This is a genomic window from uncultured Thiothrix sp. (assembly GCF_937873765.1).
Lineage (GTDB): Bacteria > Pseudomonadota > Gammaproteobacteria > Thiotrichales > Thiotrichaceae > Thiolinea.
This window is the reverse complement of record NZ_CALMZC010000060.1, coordinates 19,393-40,227: the sequence shown is the minus strand read 5'-3', so window position 1 is coordinate 40,227 and position 20,835 is coordinate 19,393. Positions and strand designations below refer to the sequence as shown.

The following is a 20,835-nucleotide window of genomic DNA, read 5'->3' as shown; positions in this document are numbered from 1 at the left end:
CGACAATGCGCATTCAACAATCATTTTAAGTATCCAATGACTCATCCGGATTGGCAGCGCCTCGAAGTTTATCTTAAACAATACGGCAAGGGCTGTTTAAGCTATTCAAGCTTGCAAGCAGGTATGCAGTATTATCTTGAAGAAGGGATTGGCTTTATTGCTTATCTACCGTTTCGCCATCCACTCTTCGCACCTTTAGGGCGGAAGATTATCTTAGCTGATCCGATTTGTGCGCTTGACCAAGCCGAAGGTCTATTGCAGCGCTTTATTCAATTACATAAACGTGTGATTGTCTTACAGTGTACTGCGCTGATTGGGCAAGTCCTCGAAAAACTAGGCTATGAGGTCAATCATTTTGGGCAAGAAACTGAACTACCGATTCCCTTTGATTTAGCGGGTAAAGAGCGTGCTAAATTACGTCAATGGCGGAATAAATGTGAGCGTGAAGGTGTCATTGTTGAAGAGCGTGCGCTTTCAGATTGTAATAAGCACGAAATTGAGGCTTTGTCTAAAGAATGGATGCAGGAAAAAGGTGGGAAAGAACTCATTCTATTGACGCGGCCTTTTGTGCCTACCGATGAACCCGATGTGCGCTGTTTTTGGGCACGGCAGCAGGGAAAATTGGTGGGTTTAGCGATTTTTGACCCCATGTACGAGCAAGGTAAAATTATTGGCTACTACCATAATTTTGACCGGATTACTGCGGATGCACCCAATGGTCTTAGTGTTTTCATTATCCTTGAAGCTATGCGGACTTTTCAGCAAGAAGGCGTACAAAAAGTCTCTTTAGGCTTAATGCCTTTATATGTGCTGCGCAAGCATTTTCGCCATAATGAATTCACGATGAAAGGCTTAAAATATGCCTATCGTAAGCTCAATCATTTGTATCCTTTTCAGGGCAATATTAGCCATAAGAAAAAATTTCATGGGCAGCGTCAACATGTGTATTTTTCATCCACACAGGGCAATCGCTTATGGGAGATGATTATTCTGATGAAAGCGATGCGTATGATTTAAGCTGAGCCAGTCTAGCAACGCTGTGCCTTGAGCTGTTATAAACTAATTTACCATCTTTAGAGCAGAGAGATAAAACGCCTATGACGCCACAACTATCCAGAAAACCCACCACTGTCGCTTTCATTGGTGCTGGCAATATGGCACGCAGTCTGATTGCGGGTATGTTACAAGATGCTGGGAGTTTACAACTTCGTGTGTCTGATCCAGATCAAAATCAACTGGATGTGATCCGTAGTTATGGCAGTCAAATTTTCACCAGTACGGATAATGCTGCAACAATCCAAGGTGCTGATGTCGTCGTCTTGGCAGTTAAGCCGCAAATGATGCGTACTGTAATCGAACCTTTGCAGGATTTAGCGCAAAAGCAGCGTCCACTGTTCGTGTCGGTTGCGGCAGGGATTCGTGAGGAGTCTTTAAATGCTTGGTTAGGGGGGCATTTACCGATTGTACGTTGTATGCCGAATACGCCGGCTTTGGTCAAAGCAGGTGCTACTGGTTTATATGCCAATCTACAAGTTTCCAAAGAACAGCGTAGCCTTGCAGAAAGCATATTACGTACTGTTGGAATTACCTTGTGGTTTGAAGATGAAGCTAAACTGGATGCTGTGACCGCAGTTTCAGGTAGTGGCCCTGCTTATTTCTTCCTCGTGATGGAAGCCATGCAAGCGGCGGCAGAGTCTTTAGGGTTGAAGTCAGAAGATGCCCAGCTTTTAGTTGTACAAACAGCCTTAGGTGCAGCACGCTTAGCTTTAGAGAGTGATCAAAAGCCTGCTGAGCTGCGTAAGCAAGTCACTTCTAAGGGCGGTACTACTGAAGCTGCTTTAAATAAATTGAGTGCGGGTGGATTAGTGCCTCTGTTTGCTGAGGCTTTACAAGCTGCTGCGCAGCGCTCGAAAGAATTGGCAGCAGCGAATAGCTAGGAGCGGAGCTTTCATGGTTTTTCAAAATATTGCGGTATTTCTGATTTCAACGCTGTTCTCGCTATATATTGGCGCAGTATTGCTGCGATTTTTACTCGCTTTAGTCAGAGCTGATTTTTATAACCCACTCTCACAGTTTCTAGTCAAGATTACCAATCCAGTACTAGTTCCTTTACGCCGTTTTATCCCGCCAGTTGGTAAAATTGATAGTGCCTCTTTAGTCCTCGCATTTACTTTAAAGCTGATTGCTGCCACTTTACTAATGAGTATTCAAGGGTTGGATGCTGGAGTAGGCGGTTTATTATTAGCTGTGCTGGCCGATCTGATTCGTACAGTGGTGTGGATTTTTATGGTCGCTCTAATTATTCAGGCGATTATGAGCTGGGTTGGCAATAGCTATGGCAATCCGTTGGGTTCCTTATTAGATAGTTTGACTGCTCCTATCCTTGATCCCATTCGTAAATTCGTTCCGCTGATTGGCATGGTAGACTTATCACCGCTGGTAGCAATTTTGCTGCTACAAGTGGTGTTAATTGGATTAGGCGGTTTCCCGAATATTTAAAGCTCTGGCTAAGCAAATTGATAGCTTCAGTTTGCTTAATGCCACCCTTAAAGGCTCCACAGAAAATAAGCTAAACCGATAATTGCACTCACAGCAACCACATAAATCACATCGATTTTATATTTCCATAAAGCTACAAAGGCAGTTCCTGCCACAACAACTGCAAATAGATCAAACTGTCCTTGAAAGACTGCGCTGGTAGTTGCTTCTGGCCAAAACACATGCCAAGCAAAAAACACTGCTAAATTTAAAATTACACCAACCACTGCAGCGGTAATGGCCGTTAAGGGGGCTGTAAATTTCAATTGTCCACGGGTGGCTTCTAACACTGGTGCGCCCGCTAAAATAAATAAAAACGAAGGCAGAAAAGTGAAAAAGGTAGCGACCGTTGCTCCTGCTACCCCCCCTAAGACTGGATTTAAGCCTAAGTCTTTAGTCACTCCACCAATATAACCAATCCAAGTCACAATCATAATCAAGGGGCCGGGGGTGGTTTCGCCTAGAGCTAAACCATCCATCATTTGCCCAGCATTCAGCCACTGAAAATGCTCTACAGCACCCTGATAAACATAGGGCAGAACTGCATAAGCACCACCAATGGTTAAGAAAGCTGCTTTGGTGAAGAACATACCCATATTAGTTAATACAGGTTGGCTATTGATTAGCGCTAAGCTTAAACCCCAAATCACAACAAAAGCTAAAACAATCGTGAGCAGCCGAGTTTTATTAAAATGGGCATGCTCAGGTGGGGGTGTATGATTATCAATCACTGCTGCTGGCTGCGAGGAGGATTGAGCCGCATGAGTTTGGCTCATCTGAAACTTGTCAGGTAGGAATCGTCCACCCAAGACGCCTAATAATGCTGCAGTTAGAACAATCAACGGAAAGCCAATTTTAAAAAAGAACATGGCACTAAATGCAAGTCCAGCAATGCTCCAGAGCCAAGCATTCTTTAAAGAACGGCTGCCAATGCGCCAAGCTGCAAAGAGGACAATAGCTACAACCGCAGGTTTAATTCCATAAAATAGGCCTTGAACGAGTGGCATCTGTCCCCAAGTCAAATACAGAGCAGCTAATAAACATAGTAGAATAAAAGCGGGTAACACAAATAATAAGCCAGCGGCAATTCCGCCCCAAGCTCCATAAAGTAACCAGTTGATATAGATCGCTAGTTGTGTAGCCTCAGGGCCGGGTAGCAGCATGCAGTAATTGAGTGCATGTAGAAAGCGCTGTTCAGAAATCCAACGTTTTTTGTCAACTAAATCCGTGTGCATCATGGCTATTTGCCCTGCAGGGCCGCCAAAGCTGATAAAGCCTAGTTTGAGCCAATACTTTAAAGTGCTCTGAAAACTAGGCTTAGCAGGGGGAGTTTGGAGAGATGAATGAGCTGAGTCCAAAATCAGTCCTAAGTGTTGGGGATTGGAGCTGCTAATTCAGCTTAAACGACTTGCTTAATCAAGCGCTCATTCATGGTATTGAAGCCCCAACCGATCAGTGTTAACCATAAACCAGCGTTGATGAGCTCTGCTGCTAGCACCAAACCCAGTCTACCATCAGCTTGCCACAAATTCATGACTAAGAGTGCTGCAAGAATGAGGCTAATTAGTCCTGATACTAGCAGCCAAAACCACTCACGGGCAGGCCGTAAGCGATAAGCATAAATAATTTTTAAGAGTGCAAGCAAAACTAATAAGCTCGTGACTAACTGCAGGCTAGATATTTGCTGGATAGGATTTTGTAAAATAGCCACCGCGAGTAGAACTAGCAAACTACCAAATAGGAGCCACCAACGGAAAGTTGTAGTGCCATAGACACGTAAAGCTTGAAATAGCTGGAAAAAACCGCAAGCTAGCACTACCCAACCCATTACCTGTTCAGCATTCTGACTGGTCGTTAAAGGAATAGTGATCCCTAGGACACCACCTAATAATAAAATACAACCTAAGATTAAAAAGTGATTCCAATTTTTCCCAAGCTCAATGACCCGCAAGCGTGCTTCACGGGATATGCCAATCAACAGTTCCATTGTAGAAAATCTCCCAAGCTTCCTATTTGGTAATTGTAGTTCACAGTCTTAATAGCTAGTGTACAAAATATTCAGATACTGGGTTCCTCAGCCTGAATGCGGGTGGCCATCACTTTGTCGATCCGTGTACCATCCATATCCACGACTTCTAAACGCCAGCCCTCCCATTCACAATGGTCGGCTTCTTGTGGTAGGCGGCCTAACAGTAACATCAGCATTCCACTAATGGTGTGATAGCGTCCTTTGTCTTCTTCCGGTACGGTACGAATATCCAGACGATCTTTCAGCTCAGGGATGGGAATTAAACCGTCTAATAACCAGCTACCATCCTCACGTTGCACCGCCCAAGTATCATCTTGATGTTGCGGCTTAAATTCGCCCATGATGGCTTCCATCATATCATGCAAAGTGACGATTCCTTGAATTTCGCCATACTCATCAATAATGAAAACTAGCTGGCTACCCGAGTCTTTAAAGTTTTCTAACAGTTCAATACCGGTTAAAGATTCAGGTACAAAAGCAGCAGGACGTAGATTCTTAGTGAGATCAATCGGTTCGCCACTGAGCTTTTGATTTAATAAGCGGCTAGTGCTTGCCACCCCTAACACTTCCTTCCAATTACCTTTCACCACAGGAAAGCGTGAATAACGGCTGGTTTGGATTAGCTCTAAATTTTCCTCTAAAGGACGATCTACATCTAAATAGGCGACATCACTGCGCGGTACCATAAAGGATGAAATCTGCCGGTCATCTAAGCGGAATACATTCCGCACCATTTGATGCTCTTGTGCTTCTATGACACCCGCTTCTGAGCCTTCACTTAATAATAGGTGAATGTCTTCTTCCGTCACTGAGGAGCGGCCATCATCTTTCGCACCTAACAAGCTTAATAATAAGCGGGTGGAACCCGATAGCAGCATCACGAACGGTTTAGTAATGATGGCTAAGCCCCACATTGGGGTCGCCACAAAGCGTGCAATCGCTTCTGGGTTCATTTGTCCCACGCGCTTAGGGACTAATTCACCTAGCACGATTGAAAAATAGGTGATACTCACGACGACTAAAACCGTGGCTAGGGGGCTAGCGATATGCTCTTCTAAGCCTAGACTTTGTAGCCAAGTACTAAAGGGTGGGCTTAAGGCTGCCTCACCGACGATACCATTTAAGACGCCAATCGAGGTAATACCGATTTGAACGGCGGAAAGGAAAAAAGTGGGATCTTCGCCTAAACGTAGGGCGAGTGCAGCATTGTCATCCCCTTGCTGAGCAAGGTTTTGTAAGCGCGCTTTCCGCGCAGCGACTAAGGCAATTTCCGACATGGCAAAAAAGCCATTTAATAAAATCAGGCCAAATAAAATGGCAACGTCCACAGTTTAACAATCCCCAACCATTAGAATGGCAGGGATTATAACATTTTTAAGCGCAGGTCTGTATGACTGTCCTTAGTCGATATAAAATTCAGTGAAATTACTCACCGCTTCGCGCTCAGTGCGATAGCTATTAATGTCTGCACTAGGGTCTTCATAGCCTAAAGCCATCCCACAAACCACAATCTGATTTTGGTCATAGCCTAAATAGTCACGCACGATATCAGGGTATTCACCTAAAGCTGCTTGTGGGCAAGTGGCTAGGCCGTGTTCAACCGCTGCTAACATCACCGACTGCAAAAACATGCCATAATCTAAATAAGAGCCGGTATCCATAATGCGATCAATGAAAAACAGTAACATGACGGGTGCATCAAACGAGCGGTAGTTGGCTACCCACTGTTCAGCGCGCCGCTCTTTATCTTCTTTACCAATTTTGAGCGCGCTATACAGTTGCAAGCCGCAGACCCGCCGCCGCGCTAAGAACGGGTCTTTCCATTCATTCGGGTAGTAGGAATAATCCATACCTCCTTTCACCCCGCTGCGATAAGCACCTTCAATCTTGTCCTGCAACTCCCGCTTTTTTGCACCCATCAACACAGCTACCTGCCAAGGCTGAGTATTCGTCCCTGATGGCGCCCAACGGGCAGCATTTAGAATTTGCTCAATGGTTTCACGACTGACGGGTTTGTCTAAAAAAGCCCTAGTGGATTTTCGAGCCTGTAATGCTTCGCTTACCTTCATTGTCCTCTTCCTATTTGGGGTAAAACCTTACTGTAGCGGAAGCTGAACTTAGGCTCTAGTGTTAGTACTTGATCGCGTTTCTCAATTTTCTCGCTTGTTTATCAAAAAAACATTAACTATTATGTGTATAAGAATACACATTTGGAGGGTTCTGTTGTGCGTACCAATATCATACTAGACGATACTCTGGTTAAAGAGGCGATCCGTTTAACCAATGTTCGCAGCAAGCGTGAGGTTGTTCATTTGGCTCTGCAAGAGTTAGTGCGTTTGCGTCGTGAACAGCAAAAACCTAGACAAGAGTTTTTCAGTAGCTATTTGCAAAACCCTATTGAGTTAGCTGATTTTAAACCGATGTCACGGGACGATATTTATGCCCGCTAAGGTGTTTATTGATACTAATATTTGGCTTTATTCATTAATCAAGTCAGATGAGGCAAAGTATCAGAGGGCGATAGGCTTAATTATTGGCGAAGAAAGTGTTTATAGCAGCGTACAGGTTGCTAATGAAGTTAGCATTAATTTGCTCCGTAAAGCGGGCAAAGACCAGACTTATATCCAAAATTTCCTATCAGAGTTTATGGCAAGCTATCCGGTGCTTGCACAGGAAAAAGAAGATTTGCTGACTGCTGCTGGTTTACAGCTAGAGTACAGTCTAGCTTATTGGGATAGCTTAATTGTGGCAGTTGCTTTGCGTGCTGGCTGCAAGATACTGTATTCAGAAGATATGCAGCATCATTTAAAGATTCGAGGGGATTTGTTGATTGTTAACCCATTTTTGAGTTAATTGTCACCTTTAATACTGTTATGACTTCGACTAGTAAACTTTAGGCTAAAAATAAGTTCTTTTTCTGCTATCTCTCACGATAGACATTATCTAATCTTCTGAAAGTCGTAAATCGATACCTTTCTAAAGTAAGTAATGAACTGCTCGTCAGTTCTGCGCATTGAATGAGATAAGCATCATACGCATAAATATTAAAATTCTTTGTTATGTGCAGAGTACGTTCTAGCGGTATATCTTTGACCTCCTCCCCTCTCTAAAGTGAGGCGAGGAGGTCAAGCTACCTGTAAATTAGGGGCAATATGCATATCAACATGAATGTCAGCATAGGGACAGGTTAGTGAACCTTTAGTGTCACGCTCGATCAAGCCTAACTCGACCAACACTTGGGCATCTTCATGGACGCGCTTCACATCCCGTTGTAGATAGCGCGCCAGCTCACGAACACCCATTGTACCTGTCACCTGCAAGGCATTAAGCATTGCCCAGCGGCGTTCACTAAGGCGGGAAAAAAAGATGCCGGGTGACTCAAAATTGAGAAATTCACTTTGGTATCCTCCACGCTGTGCGGCTTTTCCCGCTGCACGCAGTGCAGCTTTCCAATCAGGTTGCAGTGTGATGGTTAATGTCCGTTTTTCCATTTGTCCACCTCTAGCAAGAAATCTTCGATTAATGTCTCTATATCTTTGAAAATATAGGGGTATTCAATATCATCCCAATGTTTGTGATCGCCTTTGCCGCGTTCATTGTCAAAGCCAACAACCCGTTTGTTATCAACAATATAGACAAGGCGATATTTGTAATGGTGCGTTGTTGGTGGAGCAGGCGTAGGGACGTGCCAAACCACCATCTCAACAATGTCACCATTGGGTGCAACGTCTTTGAATTGTGTAATCAACTCTGCTTTCATGTTGGCTATTTTGCCAACATTAATGCTTGGAAAGCAAGTGACTTATTTGTGTAAAATTAGACCGTTTTAAGCAGGTAGATAGGGTGTTGATTTTTTGTCAGCAATAAGTGATATATTTTTTTTGAATTTGGCACAGCACTCCCCGTGCATCAGCGCGGTGCACCAGTTCCATTTTTCGGTATTTGAATCTGGCACGATTTCTCCGCGTTAGCAAATGACAAAAGCATCTTTATTCAGTCTTTAAATTTGGTGATGATTGTCGTCATTTAAAAAGCCAACGTCTCGTGTGACGGGCGCGGCGGGGAGTCTATTGGGCGAAGTCGCGGGCTGTCACCGTGTCTGTCGCCGACACTCTCGTTATCTGTATTATTTTTTGTATTCCCAAGGATTGAACAGTTCTGCTGTGCTTTGCTCCATATCTGATATATTTCTTGTAGCTACTGTACAATTATAAGTAAGTCCTGATACGGCTATCAGTCCATCTAGTGTTGGTATTGTTCTGCCAGCAAGTTCTGCCAAACCTTGAATAGAACCCCAGTTAGTCACAACTTTTAAGTCAATTGGGATAATTCGATTCTCAAAGCGTTTTTTTAGGTCTTCTTCGACCCACATCTTTAATCTTTTCTTTCTGTTTTGGTCTGAGTCTTTTTGAATACCCTTTTGTATTTCGCCAAATGTTAATATACTTAAGAATAAATTAGCTTCATCTTGAGCCTGCAACCACGAAATCACATTTTTATTAGGTTCTCTTTTTATGACTTCAGAAATAACACAGGTGTCTAGTAAATACTTCATAGCTCAATATCTCTTGGCGTATCTTTATTTCTTGAAAAATCAAGGTTGCTTTCTGCCAAAGGTGAGTTTATGAAAAACGTCACTAAATCATCTTTTGGTTTAATAAACTTTATGTAGTCTTCAAATGAAATAATGACAACAGCATTGCTCCCATGTTTAGTTACAAACTGGGGTTTGTGGTGTATTGCACTATCGACCAATTGGCTAAATTTACTCTTTGCATCTTGGAGTTGCCATATATTCTGTTCCATAGTCCTATGCCTCAAGTTAAACTGGACAGACTAGACAGTATTTTCTTTTTGGAACATTGTCAAGTAGGTGAGAAATCTATGTGCAGATAACGAAAATAGCTGAGCAGAACTGGCATAGCCAGTTTCTGACTCAGCGACTTGTTGGTTGCTTGCGAGATAGTTATAAGAACTCCGTTTATTGAATTCTACACCGACAAATCGGAATTAAAGGAGTCTGCTGCAAAAGCATCATGAATTCAGTTAAGACTAGAAATTTCTGTCAATAACTACGTTTTGAAGAATTTCTAGTCTTAACTGAATAGCATGTTTTTTTGCTTTTTTCAGCTTCTTCTTATAATCTGAGATTTGTCTTTCAAATCAATAAATTGGTCTTGCTATCGCAACCAACAGTTTATTAGACAGGATTCCCATATAACAGAATAGAAAGCCTTCGCCCTATTTCTGCACAGAGACTAGCTAATAGAATAGGCGGAAATTATGAATCCACAATAAGTGATTGTTGCCATAGAGATTTTCACGGGCTGAGGTTTAATTGTTAAGAATTATACAGCCAATGAATAAAAACTTGCCAGCAGTTTGTGTGGAGGGTTTAGAGTTACCCTCGCCCCATTCCATAAAACTCCTCATTCGCCCGCATCGACAGCATATTCGCCATCCGATTACTCATCCCAAAGAACGCAGCCACTCCGCCAATATCCCAAATATCCTCATCGCTAAAACCATGCTCGCGTAATAAGGTGTAATCTGCATCATTCACTTCATACGCTGCTTGGGAAACTTTCATCGCGAAATCAAGCATCGCGCGTTGACGTGGGCTAATATCGGCCTTGCGATAATTAATCGCGATTTGATCAGCAATTAACGGGTTTTTCGCCCGAATTCTTAAAATAGCCCCATGCGCGACTACACAATAATGGCACTGATTGGCATTAGAAGTAGCCACGACAATCATTTCACGCTCAGCTTTCGTCAGGCCACTGGGTTTTTCCATTAAAGCATCGTGATAAGCAAAAAAGGCTCGAAATTCATCAGGCCGATGCGCTAGGGCTAAAAAGACATTGGGAATAAATCCAGATTTTTCTTGAACCGCTTCAATGCGCGCACGAATATCCTCGGGCAGGCTGTCTAAACTAGGCACTGGAAAACGGCTAATGGGGAAATCGCTCATGCAATACACCTTCAAATAAAATGCATTTTTTCTTAAAAAAGCCGAACCACACAAGCTTTTAACCGGCGACGCATGTGAGGAGGGAACATGCGCATTCAACTCCAGCAAGGCTCGCCATCATCATTTGGCTGCATTGAGTCCGTGTGGTCGGCTAAAACATAAGCGGTCTTAAACTTTAGTCGTACTGACGAATATCACTAATCACCACACCATCATTGGCAAGGCTACCCAACTCAACAAATTTCACTTCACCGCGCAGTTTGCAAATATCGCGAATACTCGCGGCAATCGCTTGGCTTAAGTCTGAACTTGGCGAGGCGGTTTCACACTGTAAACTGAGTTGATCAGCTTGATCACGCCATTCCACCACTAAGCGGGCTTTGGCAATTTCCGGATGGCGCTTAATCACTTTATCTACCTGCGAAGGATGAATGAACATGCCACGCACTTTCGCGGTTTGATCAGCACGTCCCATCCAACCGCGAATGCGTTTATTAGTACGTCCACATGGACTTTGGCCGGGCATAATGGCCGAGAGATCACCCGTTGCAAAGCGAATCAGGGGGTAATCAGGATTTAGATTGGTGACGACAATTTCACCCACTTCACCTTCAGACACGGGATCACCCGTACCGGGACGGACGATTTCTAAATAAATCCCTTCATCGACCACTAAGCCTTGCACAGCCTCGGTTTCATAAGCAATTAAGCCTAAATCAGCAGTAGCATAAGCTTGATAGCAAGTGATTCCGCGCTCCGCAAATTTAGCGCGGAAAGCGGGTGGATAAGTTTCCCCACTGACTAGGCCATGCGTCATTGAGCTAATATCGATACTGAGTTCAGCAGCTTTATCTAACAAGATATTTAAGAAAGAGGGCGTACCCACATAAGCATTTGGTTTTAAATCTGCAATGGTTTGCAGTTGAAGTTCGGTTTGCCCCACTCCGGCTGGAATGACGGTACAACCCAGCGCATGCGCGCCGCTTTCCATCATCATGCCTGCTGGGGTGAGATGATAAGAGAATGTATTGTGTACTAAATCAGCTTGGCGAAAGCCTGCACAATGTAGAGCACGTGCCAAACGCCAAAAATCAGGGCGGTGAATAGAGCCGGGTTCATAAATCGGACCGGGGGAGGCGAAAATATGCGTGAGTGCTGCCCCTTGAATCGCGGCTAAGCCTCCAAAGGGCGGAGCTGCTTTTTGCAATCCAGATAAGTCTGATTTACGGGTGACTGGTAAAGTAGCAAGCGCAGCAGCGGAAGTCAGCGCTTCAGGCTGTACTTCAGCGAGTAATTGCTTATAAGCAGGAGCATGTGCTTTTGCATGCGCCACCTGTTTGGCGACCGCAGCAATCAAGGCTGCTTCACGTTCGGTAGCATCGCGTGTTTCTAATGCATCATAGTATTGGCTCACGCAGCATCCTCCCTTTAAGCCAACCAACGCTTACGCCGACGATAATGTTTCACATCGCGGAAGCTTTTCTTATCGCCTCCACTCAGGCCGAGATAGAATTCTTTAACATCTTCATTGGAGGAGAGATCAGTGGCTGCTCCATCCATCACCACCCGTCCGTTTTCGAGAATATAGCCATAGGTGGCATAGCGCAGGGCAATCGAGGCATTCTGCTCAGCTAAGAGGAAAGTCACGCCTTCTTTCTGATTGAGAGTGCGCACAATCGTGAAAATCTCTTCAACCAGTTGTGGGGCTAAACCCATCGAAGGCTCATCGAGTAAAATCAATTTAGGACGCGACATCATGGCACGCCCAACCGCTACCATTTGCTGTTCCCCACCGGAGGTATAGCCCGCTTGGCTTTTGCGGCGTACTTTCAAGCGCGGAAAGTAGCTGTAAACCATTTCTAAATCATCCGCGACGGCTTTACGCCCATCTTTGCGAATATAAGCACCGGTCAATAAATTCTCTTCGACGGTTAAATGTTCGAAGCAATGACGCCCTTCCATGACTTGGACGACGCCACGTTTGACGAGATCATTAGGTGATAAATCTTCCACGCGCTGGCTCTCAAACTCAATCGAGCCTTTAGTGACCTCACCGCGCTCGGTTTTGAGGATATTCGAGATCGATTTAATGGTGGTGGTTTTCCCAGCCCCATTCGCACCTAATAACGCCACTATCCCGCCTTTGGGTACTTCTAGCGAGATCCCTTTAAGTACCAGAATGACGTGATCATAAATCACTTCAATATTCTTGATACTGAGCATTGAGTTTTCTGTCGTCATGGCTGTCCGTCAGTAGGGAGTTGCTAAGATTCCCTCCGTATTTGACCGAAACAATACGGAGGGAGAATCAGGCCTAAGCCTTATTTACATTCACGTGGCGTGATTTTATTTTCCGCTGCAAAGGCTTCAGAGTCGGCTTTGATCAGAGGATCAATGATTTCACGGTCTGATGGCATAAAGTCAGATACTAACTTCCATGCACCGGCTTTAGCATCCCATTGCTGCACGGCGACCAAGCCAGAACCACCATGATTTTCACAGGAAATCGTAACTTCTGGAGCGAAATTAGGTAAACCCAGTGCTTCTAAGCGGGCTTTATCTAGTTTCAGTGCTTCCAAGCCGTCACGCATTTGTGCGCCCGTCAAGTCTTTGGTGTTGTGAATTTTCTGAGCAGTAGCGGCTGCTTCGGCGGCTAACATAGCAAAGTACAAACCACGGTTGTATAAGGCCGTTCCGATGTTTTTGCCGCCATTGGTCGCTTTACCCTTAGCCACTAAGTGAGTTTCAATATCTTTGAAGATAGGGAAGTCTTTACCCACACCATGGAAAGTCAAAGCTTTGTAGCCATTGGCACCTTCGCCTGCTGGTTTGACATCGTTCTCAGAGCCTGCCCACCAAATACCAATGAAATGATCCATTGGGAAACCCATTTTGGCTGCTTCGCCGATAGCCACTTGGTTCATGACCCCCCAGCCCCACATCAATACGTAGTCTGGTTTGTCACGGCGGATTTCTAACCACTGAGATTTTTGCTCTTGCCCGGGGGAGTCAACCGGGATGGTTTTTAAGGTATAACCATGTTTCTTAGACAATTCTTCCAAAGTACGGATAGGCTCTTTACCGTAAGCAGAATTGTGATAGAGCAGGGTAATCTTTTTACCTTTGAGGTCACCTTTTTCTTGGTCGAGGATATATTTAACACCAACCGATGCACCATCCCAATAGTTAGCTGGGAAGTTGAACACATACTCAAATACCTTACCATTCGCAGATGAGGTGCGCCCGTAACCGGGAGTCAGCATCGGAATCTTGTCGGCAGTCACTTTAGGAATTAACTGATAGGTGATCCCAGTTGACAAGGGTTGATATAACAGTGCACCGCTGCCCTTCGTGGACTCGTAGCACTCAACGCCTTTCTCGGGCTTGTATTCTGTTTCACATTCAGGCGTTTGTATCTTAATGCCCCCAATACCCCCATCGCGCTCATTAAGGAGGGCGAAATAGTCTAAATAACCATCTGCATTTTCAGCACCATTCGCACCAAATGGCCCAGTACGATAGCTGAGTGCTGGGAAGACCAGATCAGCCATTGCCGGTACTGAGCTTGCCATTAACCCGGCTGCCAGTAGGGCGATCCCCATTTTTTTCAATTTCATAAGTTTCTCTCCTCCAGATAAAACATTAATGCGGGAAGGGCCACAGACGTAGGCGTTCTTTCGTCACGCGCCACAACTGTGCCAACCCATGTGGCTCAACAATCAGGAAAAACATGATCAGCGCGCCAATCAACAAAAGTTCAAGATGTGCTGCCAAATCAGGAGGCCAGCCGAACCCACCCACCATAATATTCTTCAATAGCACTGGCAGCAGAGTCAGAAAAGCAGCACCCAAAAAGGAGCCAAGGATACTGCCTAGCCCACCTATAATGATCATAAATAGCACTAAGAACGACTTGGCAATACCGAAGCTATCGCTCGGTTCGGCAGATCCCAAATACAAAGCAAACATCATGGCTCCGGACATACCGATATAGAAAGAACTAACGGCAAAGGCTGATAGCTTGGCTTTTAAGGGGGGGACACCAATAATTTCAGCAGCAATGTCCATATCACGGATAGCCATCCACGAGCGCCCAATCCGCCCCCGCACTAGATTATGAGCAATGAAGGCAAAGACTGTTACTAAAGTTAAGCAAAACAGATAGGTCATCCATGGTGGGGCTTCCGCTCCAGTGACTGGGATACCCAATAAGGTACGCTCTGGGGCAGCAATCATGCCGGATGCGGAATAGTTATAAAACCAAGGCACTTTGTTGAATAACCAAATCAGGAAGAATTGGGAGGCTAAAGTCGCTACCGCTAAATAAAAGCCCTTGATCCGCAAACTTGGCAAACCAAACAGCACGCCGACCATGGCAGTAATCAAGCCCGCCAGAATCACTACGACGAACATATTCAACCAAGGGAAAGCAACCATTAACTTATAGCAGGCATAGGCGCCCACCGCCATAAAACCACCGGTTCCTAAGCTCACCTGACCACAAAATCCAGTCAGTATATTCAAACCGAGGGCGGCCATCGCCCAAACGAGGAAGGGCAAGAGCACCGATTTTTCCCAATAATCATTGATTAGAAAGGGAACCACTAAAAAGGCAAACGCTAGAATACCGTACACCATGTGTCGATCCAGACGGATCGGGAAGGTCTGCTGGTCTGCACTATACGAGGTTTTGAAATCACCCGACTCACGGTAAAGCATCGATTAAACCCTCTCAATAATGCGTTCGCCAAACAAACCTTGCGGGCGGAACATCAGGAAGAACAATGCCAATCCGTAGGCAAACCAATTTTCGGTTGCACCTCCCAACATCCCACCGATGGAGTACTCAAATAGCTTCTCACCAACCCCAATGATCAGACCACCCACAATCGCCCCGGGAATAGACGTGAAGCCACCCAGAATCAAGACAGGCAAGGCTTTGAGTGCAATCAGGGATAAGGAGAACTGTACTCCAGATTTTGCACCCCACATGATTCCAGCAACCAAGGCTACACAACCGGCAATGGACCAGACAATGACCCAAATAGTGCGTAAGGAAATACCTACTGTGAGAGCCGCTTGATGATCATCCGCGACTGCACGTAAAGCACGTCCGGTCTTGGTGTACTGTGAAAATAGGGTCAATACCACTACCAGCAAAATCGCAATCCCCGCTGCTGAGACGTCCAGCATATCAACATACATACCAGGATAATTCGAGCCTTCGGCTGCCCAGCTTGCGGTGGTAGTTTCAAACCAAGTTGAAGCACCTGAGGGCAAGCCTACATCCATTGTCTTGATATCAGCACCCCACATCAGGTCACCAAAACCTTCCATGAAATACGCCAAGCCAATCGTGGTCATAAACAAGATGATGGGTGCTTGGTTGACCATGTGTTTCAGTACCACTCGTTCTACCAGATAAGCAAACAACACCATCACACCTATAGTTAGGATAATAGCGAGAAAAGTAGGTACACCCGGCCCCCATGTCTCTACATGTGTGCCGAACATGGTATTGATGACATGAGCAAATGGTATCTGTCCGGTTTGGAAACCGACTAGTGTTAGGGCGGCGAACAATGCCATGACCCCTTGTGCATAGTTAAAAATACCAGATGCCTTATAAATCAGTACAAACCCCAAGGCGACTAGCGAGTACATGACCCCTGCTAGCAGACCATTGAGCATAACTTCAAGGACATTCAATAATTCTGGACTCATCGCAACCCTTCCTTAATGCCCCACACCTAAATAAGCTTCAATCACCGCTGGGTCATTGCGTACCTCATTCGGTGTACCATCCGCTAGCTTCTTGCCATAATCGAGCACGACTACCCGATCCGAGAGATCCATAACGACCCCCATATCATGCTCAATCAAGGCAATCGTAGTCCCGAACTCATCGTTCACATCTAAAATAAAGCGGCACATATCCTCTTTTTCTTCCAGATTCATGCCCGCCATTGGCTCATCGAGCAGCAATAATTTGGCTTCTGCAGCAAGGGCGCGTCCGAGTTCAACCCGCTTTTGCAAACCATAGGGCAAGCGACCGACGGGGGTTTTACGGATGGCTTGAATCCCAAGGAAATCAATGATGTGTTCAACCCGTTCACGATGCGCAATTTCTTCACGCTCAGCCGGGCCTTTCCATATAGCCTGCCAGAACAGATTCTTATGCATGTGTGTGATACGTCCCGTCATTAAGTTGTCGAGGGTCGACATGCCTTTGAATAGCGCAATATTTTGGAAGGTACGGGCAATACCTTGCCGTGCCACTTCATAAGGGCGCATAGAGGCACGTTTTTGACCCCGGAACCAGACCTCGCCTTGTTGTGGATGGTAAAACCCGCTAATAACATTGAGCATTGAGCTTTTACCAGCACCATTCGGGCCGATAATGGCGCGAATTTCACCTTCTTTAATATCGAAGCTAATATCCGTGAGTGCTTTCACACCACCGAAAGAGAGAGTGATGTTTTTAACTTCGAGCAAAGTACCGCCAATTTTGCGTCCGTCTTGCGTCGGTTCAGCCATTACGCAGCCTCCTTCACCGGTGTAAAGGTCGGTACATCCATCAGATGCAAATTCGCTTCAATCGCACCTTTGCGCCCATCTTCAAAGGTCACTTCAGTACGGATGAAGCATTGTTTCGAGCCGTTATATAGGGCATCAATTAAGACCCCGTATTTTTCAGCGATAATCCGCCGCCGTACTTTACGCGTCCGGGTCAATTCCCCATCATCTGGATCCAGTTCTTTATGCAGAATCAAGAAGCGATGGATTTGCGAATTGGACAAGAGTTTGTCACTGGCTAGACTCCGATTCACCTCTTCAATACTCTTCAACATCATTTGGTAAACTTGTGGATTCCCCGCCAATTCTTGATAGCTGGCATAAGGCACATTATTCCGTTCTGCCCAGTTACCAACCGCCTCTAAGTCAATATTGATAAAAGCAGTGCAGTAGTCTCTTTCATGCCCAAAAGCGACGGCTTCTTTAATATGTGGGAAGAATTTCAGCTTATTCTCGATATATTTTGGTGCAAACATCGAGCCATCATTGAAACGACCGACATCTTTAATCCGATCAATAATTTTTAAGTGACCATTCTCAGCAAAATAACCCGCATCACCGGTGAACACCCAACCTTCTGTATTCTTGGTTTCACGAGTGGATTGCTCATTTTTGTAATAGCTGTGGAAAACACCGGGGCCACGATAGATGACCTCACCATTTTCAGCAATTTTCACATCGACACCAGGCGCAGGTACACCAACGGTATCGGCAAAGATTTGTCCATCGGGTTGCATAGTGATGAAGACTGCGGCTTCGGTTTGACCGTAAAGCTGTTTGATATTGATGCCTAAAGAGCGGAAGAAATCGAAAATCTCTGGGCCAATCGCTTCACCCGCAGTATAGGCCAAGCGAATTCGACTAAAGCCCATGGTGTTTTTCAATGGTGCATACACCAAAACATTGCCTAAGCTATATAAAAGTTTGTCTGAGAAACCCACCGATTCCCCATTGAGGATCTTTACGCCCGTCTTGCGTGCTACATCCATAAAGTAGTTATACATACGCTGTTTAAGCTTGCCAGCGTCATGCATGCGGATGGTGACTGTGGTGAGGATATTTTCAAAGACACGCGGGGGCGCGAAATAATAAGTAGGACCAATTTCGCGCAAATCCGTGGAGATAGTGCTTTCACTTTCAGGGCAATTGATACAAAAGCCTGCTACATAGGCTTGACCATAGGAGAAGATATGGTCGCCAACCCAAGCCATTGGTAAGTAAGATAAAACTTCTTCGTATTGGGTGAGCTTGTCGAAGTTAGCACTATTACGTGCAGTCATGATGATATTGTCATAAGTCATGACTACACCTTTTGGCTTACCCGTCGTGCCTGAAGTGTAAAGAAAAATACTAATATCGCTGCCTTGGCCTTTTGCGATCTCTTGATTCACATACTCAGGATGCTCTTTGACAAACTCACGCCCAAGCGCTTGTACTTCAGTAAAATCGTGTAAATGATCATGCCGATAAGAGCGCATACCCCGTGGATCATCATAGATGATATGATGCATATTCGGACAACGCTCCTGAATTTCTAGCATCTTATCAACTTGCTCTTGGTCTTCAGCAATGACGAACTTAGCTTCAGCATGTTCAAGTACATACTGCATTTCATCAGCCACTGAATCTTGATAGACCGGAACGGGGATACCGCCTAAACATTGAGCTGCACAAATACCCCAGTAAAGGCGGGGGCGATTAGAGCCAACAATGGCTAGCTTATCACCGCGTTGAAAGCCGAGTGCCGCCAGACCATTAGCTAAAGCGACAATTTCTTCTCGCATTTGTGCCCAAGTCCACGACTGCCAAATACCGTAATCTTTCTCACGCATCGCTACACGGCTAGCAAAGCGTTGAGCATTATCATTTAGCAATTTAGGGAAAGTATCACTTTGGTGATCCACGCGACTCCTCCTCCACCTGATTCCTATTTTTATCCTAAAGCTAAAGGAGGGGAGTGTCCAAGTTTAGTTTGTAAAGCTAATGTAAAAGTAAGCACAGTTTATTAGCGCATTAAAGCTTCCAGCTGAAACTTAAAGGGAACTAAGCTCATTAACCAAGTTCTGAATAAACATGGAAATTGCCAAAACGGAGGGAGCTGGTTATGCGTATCTCATTTTTAGCCTTAGCATTGGTGACCAGTAGTGCTCTACTGCCAAGCTTAGCCTCAGCAACTGCTTGCACAGCGACTAATTCAATTACCCGTATCACTAATACCAGTCCTGCAGGTTTATATGAATATGTGATTTTCGATCTAAAGACTACAAATCCCACTTATCAAGTCGCCTCTAAATCGCCGCCTTTTACTTTTGATCCTAGTGATGATCCAGTGCCTGTGGCAGGCGTCAAGTTTAAGCAAGTCATGTTTCCTGCGGTATATTGGATGTGCACGATTCCAGAGTTATTGCATCTGCCGAAAACCCAAGTGAAGGATGTCAAACGTACTGGACAATTTGAGGGTGTCATTTCGTATGTGGTCGGTTATCAAACAGCGAGTAAGTATGTAACAACTTATCACTATGCGGTGACCAGCACCCGCAGTAAGGTAGTAATGAAGTTTAAGAAATAAGCTACCGATCTAAGACTTAAGTAGCCTAATATTTGAGGCTACTTAACGACTGTGCAAAATAATGGCGTTTAATGCAGAATGCGTTTTACCCCAGCTTTCTTGGGTGGGCATTGGAAACAACCATTATGCTTATGCAGTTTCACTGCAGTGCCTGTATCTGTTTCGTTTTGATCAGGGCGATGTACATGCGTAAAGGTGAGTAATTTATTGGAGCAACCGGGTAGGCGCACAATATGGGTATGTGCTTGGCCGGGTATGTTCATTGCCCAAGCTTTATCTTCTTCAGTCGGTGGTTCAGTAATCTTAGCAGTGGTAGTACAGCCTGCCAAAAGCAGACTTGGTAAAAGCAATAAACCCAAAAACTTAGCTGTGTTGAGTTGTAGCATTGAAATCAATCCAGTTGAGGGACAAGTGCTAGGAATTCTACTCGCCTTCCCTAAACCGAACTAGAGGTTATCTAACTGTAATCTGAGCAGTTCGAAGGCTGGACAGCGCCAGCCTTCAAGACATTTAGCTTAGTTTGAAAGTTGAACTTTGAAGCCAGGCTGATTGCTTGGATGACTTTGGTTCACGAATACTGAACGATCATGTTTCAACATGATCACTTCAAAGAAAGGCCGGAAGCGTTCTTCACTCACACCAAAAGCCTGCATCACTTTACCGAACAGTGCTTGCTCTTCTGGTTCAGGTTGCCCATCAGCTAAGGATGAATCAATCAGGTTGACTAGAATACACATTTTCTGTGCATCGCTGAGTAAAGGCGTGGCTTCTTGCAAGAAGGTTTCAATGGAGTTTTTGCGGCGATATTTCATCGCGTTGTCGAGCAGTGCTTTATTATTAGCGCCCACCCCAATATTGCCATGACCATCATCACTACCCCCTAAAACAGATAGCAAGTGACCGACTTCTTCATTATCCATCTCGCCATCAGCAGACATCATATACAGTAGGGAGGTTGCGAAGGCCAAATGAGGGGTCATTTGCGTACCCGTATCGCCTTTAAACATATCAAACAGTCCCATAACTCTTCTCCTTATTTAGATTATTCATTAAACCGGTGGCCTGCAGGTTAACAGCTAATCAGTTGAACACCAATAAAACCCCAGTTAGCGGCATGGTCTTTCTATCCTGCACTGAGGTGATGAAAAA

Annotated in this window: 24 protein-coding genes; 6 read left to right on the top strand and 18 right to left on the bottom strand. The window is 45.0% G+C overall.

Translation table 11 applies throughout. The features are described from left to right. Positions 1-36 precede the first annotated feature (36 nt). The 3 genes from Q0307_RS17860 (at position 37) to Q0307_RS17850 (ending at position 2,499) form a co-directional block, all read left to right on the top strand. Positions 37-1,017: a DUF2156 domain-containing protein gene (locus tag Q0307_RS17860; RefSeq protein WP_298662530.1), complete on the top strand. Its 981-nt coding sequence runs from the start codon at positions 37-39 to the stop codon at positions 1,015-1,017. An 80-nt stretch (positions 1,018-1,097) separates the two neighbouring features. Further along, a complete protein-coding gene (gene proC / locus Q0307_RS17855; protein WP_298662528.1) occupies positions 1,098-1,937 on the top strand; it encodes a pyrroline-5-carboxylate reductase in 840 nt (279 codons plus the stop codon). 13 nt (positions 1,938-1,950) lie between these two features. Then, positions 1,951-2,499: a YggT family protein gene (locus tag Q0307_RS17850; RefSeq protein WP_298662525.1), complete on the top strand. Its 549-nt coding sequence runs from the start codon at positions 1,951-1,953 to the stop codon at positions 2,497-2,499. Between the two features lie 47 nt (positions 2,500-2,546). Here the strand turns inward: Q0307_RS17850 and chrA are convergent, their stop codons facing one another. The 4 genes from chrA to Q0307_RS17830 form a co-directional block, all read right to left on the bottom strand. Beyond that, positions 2,547-3,896 (bottom strand): chromate efflux transporter, encoded by a 1,350-nt coding sequence (gene chrA, locus Q0307_RS17845; RefSeq protein ID WP_298662523.1) that lies wholly within the window; start codon positions 3,894-3,896, stop codon positions 2,547-2,549. A 41-nt stretch (positions 3,897-3,937) separates the two neighbouring features. Beyond that, positions 3,938-4,525 (bottom strand): DUF308 domain-containing protein, encoded by a 588-nt coding sequence (locus tag Q0307_RS17840; protein ID WP_298662521.1) that lies wholly within the window; start codon positions 4,523-4,525, stop codon positions 3,938-3,940. Positions 4,526-4,596: 71 nt separating this feature from the next. Next, the gene (locus Q0307_RS17835; RefSeq protein WP_298662519.1) at positions 4,597-5,895 is read right to left on the bottom strand and encodes a hemolysin family protein; all 1,299 of its coding nucleotides are present in this window, start codon (positions 5,893-5,895) and stop codon (positions 4,597-4,599) included. Between the two features lie 72 nt (positions 5,896-5,967). Continuing rightward, positions 5,968-6,636, bottom strand: coding sequence for a nitroreductase (locus tag Q0307_RS17830; RefSeq protein WP_298662517.1), 669 nt, complete (start codon positions 6,634-6,636; stop codon positions 5,968-5,970). Positions 6,637-6,792: 156 nt separating this feature from the next. Here Q0307_RS17830 and Q0307_RS17825 point away from each other — a divergent pair, with 156 nt between their 5' ends. Continuing rightward, entirely contained in the window at positions 6,793-7,017 is a 225-nt protein-coding gene (locus tag Q0307_RS17825) for a type II toxin-antitoxin system VapB family antitoxin (protein WP_298662516.1), read from the top strand. Continuing rightward, a complete protein-coding gene (locus tag Q0307_RS17820; protein ID WP_298662514.1) occupies positions 7,007-7,420 on the top strand; it encodes a PIN domain-containing protein in 414 nt (137 codons plus the stop codon). The genes Q0307_RS17825 and Q0307_RS17820 overlap by 11 nt, the downstream gene beginning before the upstream one ends. A 272-nt stretch (positions 7,421-7,692) precedes the next feature. Here Q0307_RS17820 and Q0307_RS17815 read toward each other — a convergent pair whose 3' ends face one another. From Q0307_RS17815 to Q0307_RS17760, 12 genes are all read right to left on the bottom strand, one after another. Continuing rightward, on the bottom strand, positions 7,693-8,058 hold the full coding sequence (locus Q0307_RS17815) for a hypothetical protein (protein ID WP_298662513.1): 366 nt from the start codon (positions 8,056-8,058) through the stop codon (positions 7,693-7,695). Beyond that, a complete protein-coding gene (locus Q0307_RS17810) occupies positions 8,040-8,327 on the bottom strand; it encodes a DUF6516 family protein (protein ID WP_298662512.1) in 288 nt (95 codons plus the stop codon). Before Q0307_RS17810 ends, Q0307_RS17815 begins: the two co-directional genes overlap by 19 nt. A 366-nt stretch (positions 8,328-8,693) precedes the next feature. Then, on the bottom strand, positions 8,694-9,122 hold the full coding sequence (locus Q0307_RS17805) for a type II toxin-antitoxin system VapC family toxin (RefSeq protein ID WP_298662511.1): 429 nt from the start codon (positions 9,120-9,122) through the stop codon (positions 8,694-8,696). Continuing rightward, a complete protein-coding gene (locus tag Q0307_RS17800; protein WP_298662509.1) occupies positions 9,119-9,373 on the bottom strand; it encodes a type II toxin-antitoxin system Phd/YefM family antitoxin in 255 nt (84 codons plus the stop codon). Before Q0307_RS17800 ends, Q0307_RS17805 begins: the two co-directional genes overlap by 4 nt. A gap of 595 nt (positions 9,374-9,968) precedes the next feature. Then, positions 9,969-10,541 (bottom strand): peroxidase-related enzyme, encoded by a 573-nt coding sequence (locus tag Q0307_RS17795; RefSeq protein WP_298662507.1) that lies wholly within the window; start codon positions 10,539-10,541, stop codon positions 9,969-9,971. Between the two features lie 175 nt (positions 10,542-10,716). Continuing rightward, entirely contained in the window at positions 10,717-11,955 is a 1,239-nt protein-coding gene (locus tag Q0307_RS17790; protein ID WP_298662505.1) for an AMP-binding protein, read from the bottom strand. Positions 11,956-11,969: 14 nt separating this feature from the next. Continuing rightward, positions 11,970-12,782 (bottom strand): ABC transporter ATP-binding protein, encoded by an 813-nt coding sequence (locus Q0307_RS17785; protein WP_298662503.1) that lies wholly within the window; start codon positions 12,780-12,782, stop codon positions 11,970-11,972. Between the two features lie 80 nt (positions 12,783-12,862). Beyond that, positions 12,863-14,158, bottom strand: a complete 1,296-nt coding sequence (locus Q0307_RS17780) for an ABC transporter substrate-binding protein (protein ID WP_298662501.1) — start codon at positions 14,156-14,158, stop codon at positions 12,863-12,865. Positions 14,159-14,183: 25 nt separating this feature from the next. Further along, positions 14,184-15,260, bottom strand: coding sequence for a branched-chain amino acid ABC transporter permease (locus tag Q0307_RS17775; protein ID WP_298662499.1), 1,077 nt, complete (start codon positions 15,258-15,260; stop codon positions 14,184-14,186). 3 nt (positions 15,261-15,263) lie between these two features. After that, positions 15,264-16,265: a branched-chain amino acid ABC transporter permease gene (locus Q0307_RS17770; RefSeq protein ID WP_298662497.1), complete on the bottom strand. Its 1,002-nt coding sequence runs from the start codon at positions 16,263-16,265 to the stop codon at positions 15,264-15,266. A gap of 12 nt (positions 16,266-16,277) precedes the next feature. Then, positions 16,278-17,078, bottom strand: coding sequence for an ABC transporter ATP-binding protein (locus tag Q0307_RS17765; protein ID WP_298662495.1), 801 nt, complete (start codon positions 17,076-17,078; stop codon positions 16,278-16,280). Next, a complete protein-coding gene (locus Q0307_RS17760; protein ID WP_298662493.1) occupies positions 17,078-19,021 on the bottom strand; it encodes an AMP-binding protein in 1,944 nt (647 codons plus the stop codon). Before Q0307_RS17760 ends, Q0307_RS17765 begins: the two co-directional genes overlap by 1 nt. Positions 19,022-19,221: 200 nt before the next feature. On the opposite strand from Q0307_RS17760, the gene Q0307_RS17755 reads away from it, so the two are divergent. Beyond that, the gene (locus Q0307_RS17755; RefSeq protein WP_298662491.1) at positions 19,222-19,686 is read left to right on the top strand and encodes a hypothetical protein; all 465 of its coding nucleotides are present in this window, start codon (positions 19,222-19,224) and stop codon (positions 19,684-19,686) included. 68 nt (positions 19,687-19,754) lie between these two features. On the opposite strand, the gene Q0307_RS17750 is transcribed toward Q0307_RS17755, so the two are convergent. After that, positions 19,755-20,072: a hypothetical protein gene (locus tag Q0307_RS17750; protein WP_298662489.1), complete on the bottom strand. Its 318-nt coding sequence runs from the start codon at positions 20,070-20,072 to the stop codon at positions 19,755-19,757. 129 nt (positions 20,073-20,201) lie between these two features. After that, on the bottom strand, positions 20,202-20,708 hold the full coding sequence (locus Q0307_RS17745; protein ID WP_298662487.1) for a TerB family tellurite resistance protein: 507 nt from the start codon (positions 20,706-20,708) through the stop codon (positions 20,202-20,204). Between the last annotated feature and the right edge of the window lie 127 nt (positions 20,709-20,835).

Bases quoted from the DNA above. Each gene is read 5' to 3' on its own strand.
- Q0307_RS17755 (WP_298662491.1), top strand. From the start codon at position 19,222: ATGCGTATCTCATTTTTAGCCTTAGCATTGGTGACCAGTAGTGCTCTA.
- Q0307_RS17860 (WP_298662530.1), top strand. From the start codon at position 37: ATGACTCATCCGGATTGGCAGCGCCTCGAAGTTTATCTTAAACAATAC.
- Q0307_RS17850 (WP_298662525.1), top strand. From the start codon at position 1,951: ATGGTTTTTCAAAATATTGCGGTATTTCTGATTTCAACGCTGTTCTCG.
- Q0307_RS17765 (WP_298662495.1), bottom strand. From the start codon at position 17,078: ATGGCTGAACCGACGCAAGACGGACGCAAAATTGGCGGTACTTTGCTC.
- Q0307_RS17750 (WP_298662489.1), bottom strand. From the start codon at position 20,072: ATGCTACAACTCAACACAGCTAAGTTTTTGGGTTTATTGCTTTTACCA.
- Q0307_RS17815 (WP_298662513.1), bottom strand. From the start codon at position 8,058: ATGGAAAAACGGACATTAACCATCACACTGCAACCTGATTGGAAAGCT.
- Q0307_RS17795 (WP_298662507.1), bottom strand. From the start codon at position 10,541: ATGAGCGATTTCCCCATTAGCCGTTTTCCAGTGCCTAGTTTAGACAGC.
- Q0307_RS17830 (WP_298662517.1), bottom strand. From the start codon at position 6,636: ATGAAGGTAAGCGAAGCATTACAGGCTCGAAAATCCACTAGGGCTTTT.
- Q0307_RS17820 (WP_298662514.1), top strand. From the start codon at position 7,007: ATGCCCGCTAAGGTGTTTATTGATACTAATATTTGGCTTTATTCATTA.
- Q0307_RS17810 (WP_298662512.1), bottom strand. From the start codon at position 8,327: ATGAAAGCAGAGTTGATTACACAATTCAAAGACGTTGCACCCAATGGT.
- Q0307_RS17780 (WP_298662501.1), bottom strand. From the start codon at position 14,158: ATGAAATTGAAAAAAATGGGGATCGCCCTACTGGCAGCCGGGTTAATG.
- Q0307_RS17785 (WP_298662503.1), bottom strand. From the start codon at position 12,782: ATGACGACAGAAAACTCAATGCTCAGTATCAAGAATATTGAAGTGATT.
- Q0307_RS17800 (WP_298662509.1), bottom strand. From the start codon at position 9,373: ATGGAACAGAATATATGGCAACTCCAAGATGCAAAGAGTAAATTTAGC.
- Q0307_RS17805 (WP_298662511.1), bottom strand. From the start codon at position 9,122: ATGAAGTATTTACTAGACACCTGTGTTATTTCTGAAGTCATAAAAAGA.
- Q0307_RS17840 (WP_298662521.1), bottom strand. From the start codon at position 4,525: ATGGAACTGTTGATTGGCATATCCCGTGAAGCACGCTTGCGGGTCATT.
- Q0307_RS17770 (WP_298662497.1), bottom strand. From the start codon at position 16,265: ATGAGTCCAGAATTATTGAATGTCCTTGAAGTTATGCTCAATGGTCTG.
- proC (WP_298662528.1), top strand. From the start codon at position 1,098: ATGACGCCACAACTATCCAGAAAACCCACCACTGTCGCTTTCATTGGT.
- Q0307_RS17745 (WP_298662487.1), bottom strand. From the start codon at position 20,708: ATGGGACTGTTTGATATGTTTAAAGGCGATACGGGTACGCAAATGACC.
- Q0307_RS17775 (WP_298662499.1), bottom strand. From the start codon at position 15,260: ATGCTTTACCGTGAGTCGGGTGATTTCAAAACCTCGTATAGTGCAGAC.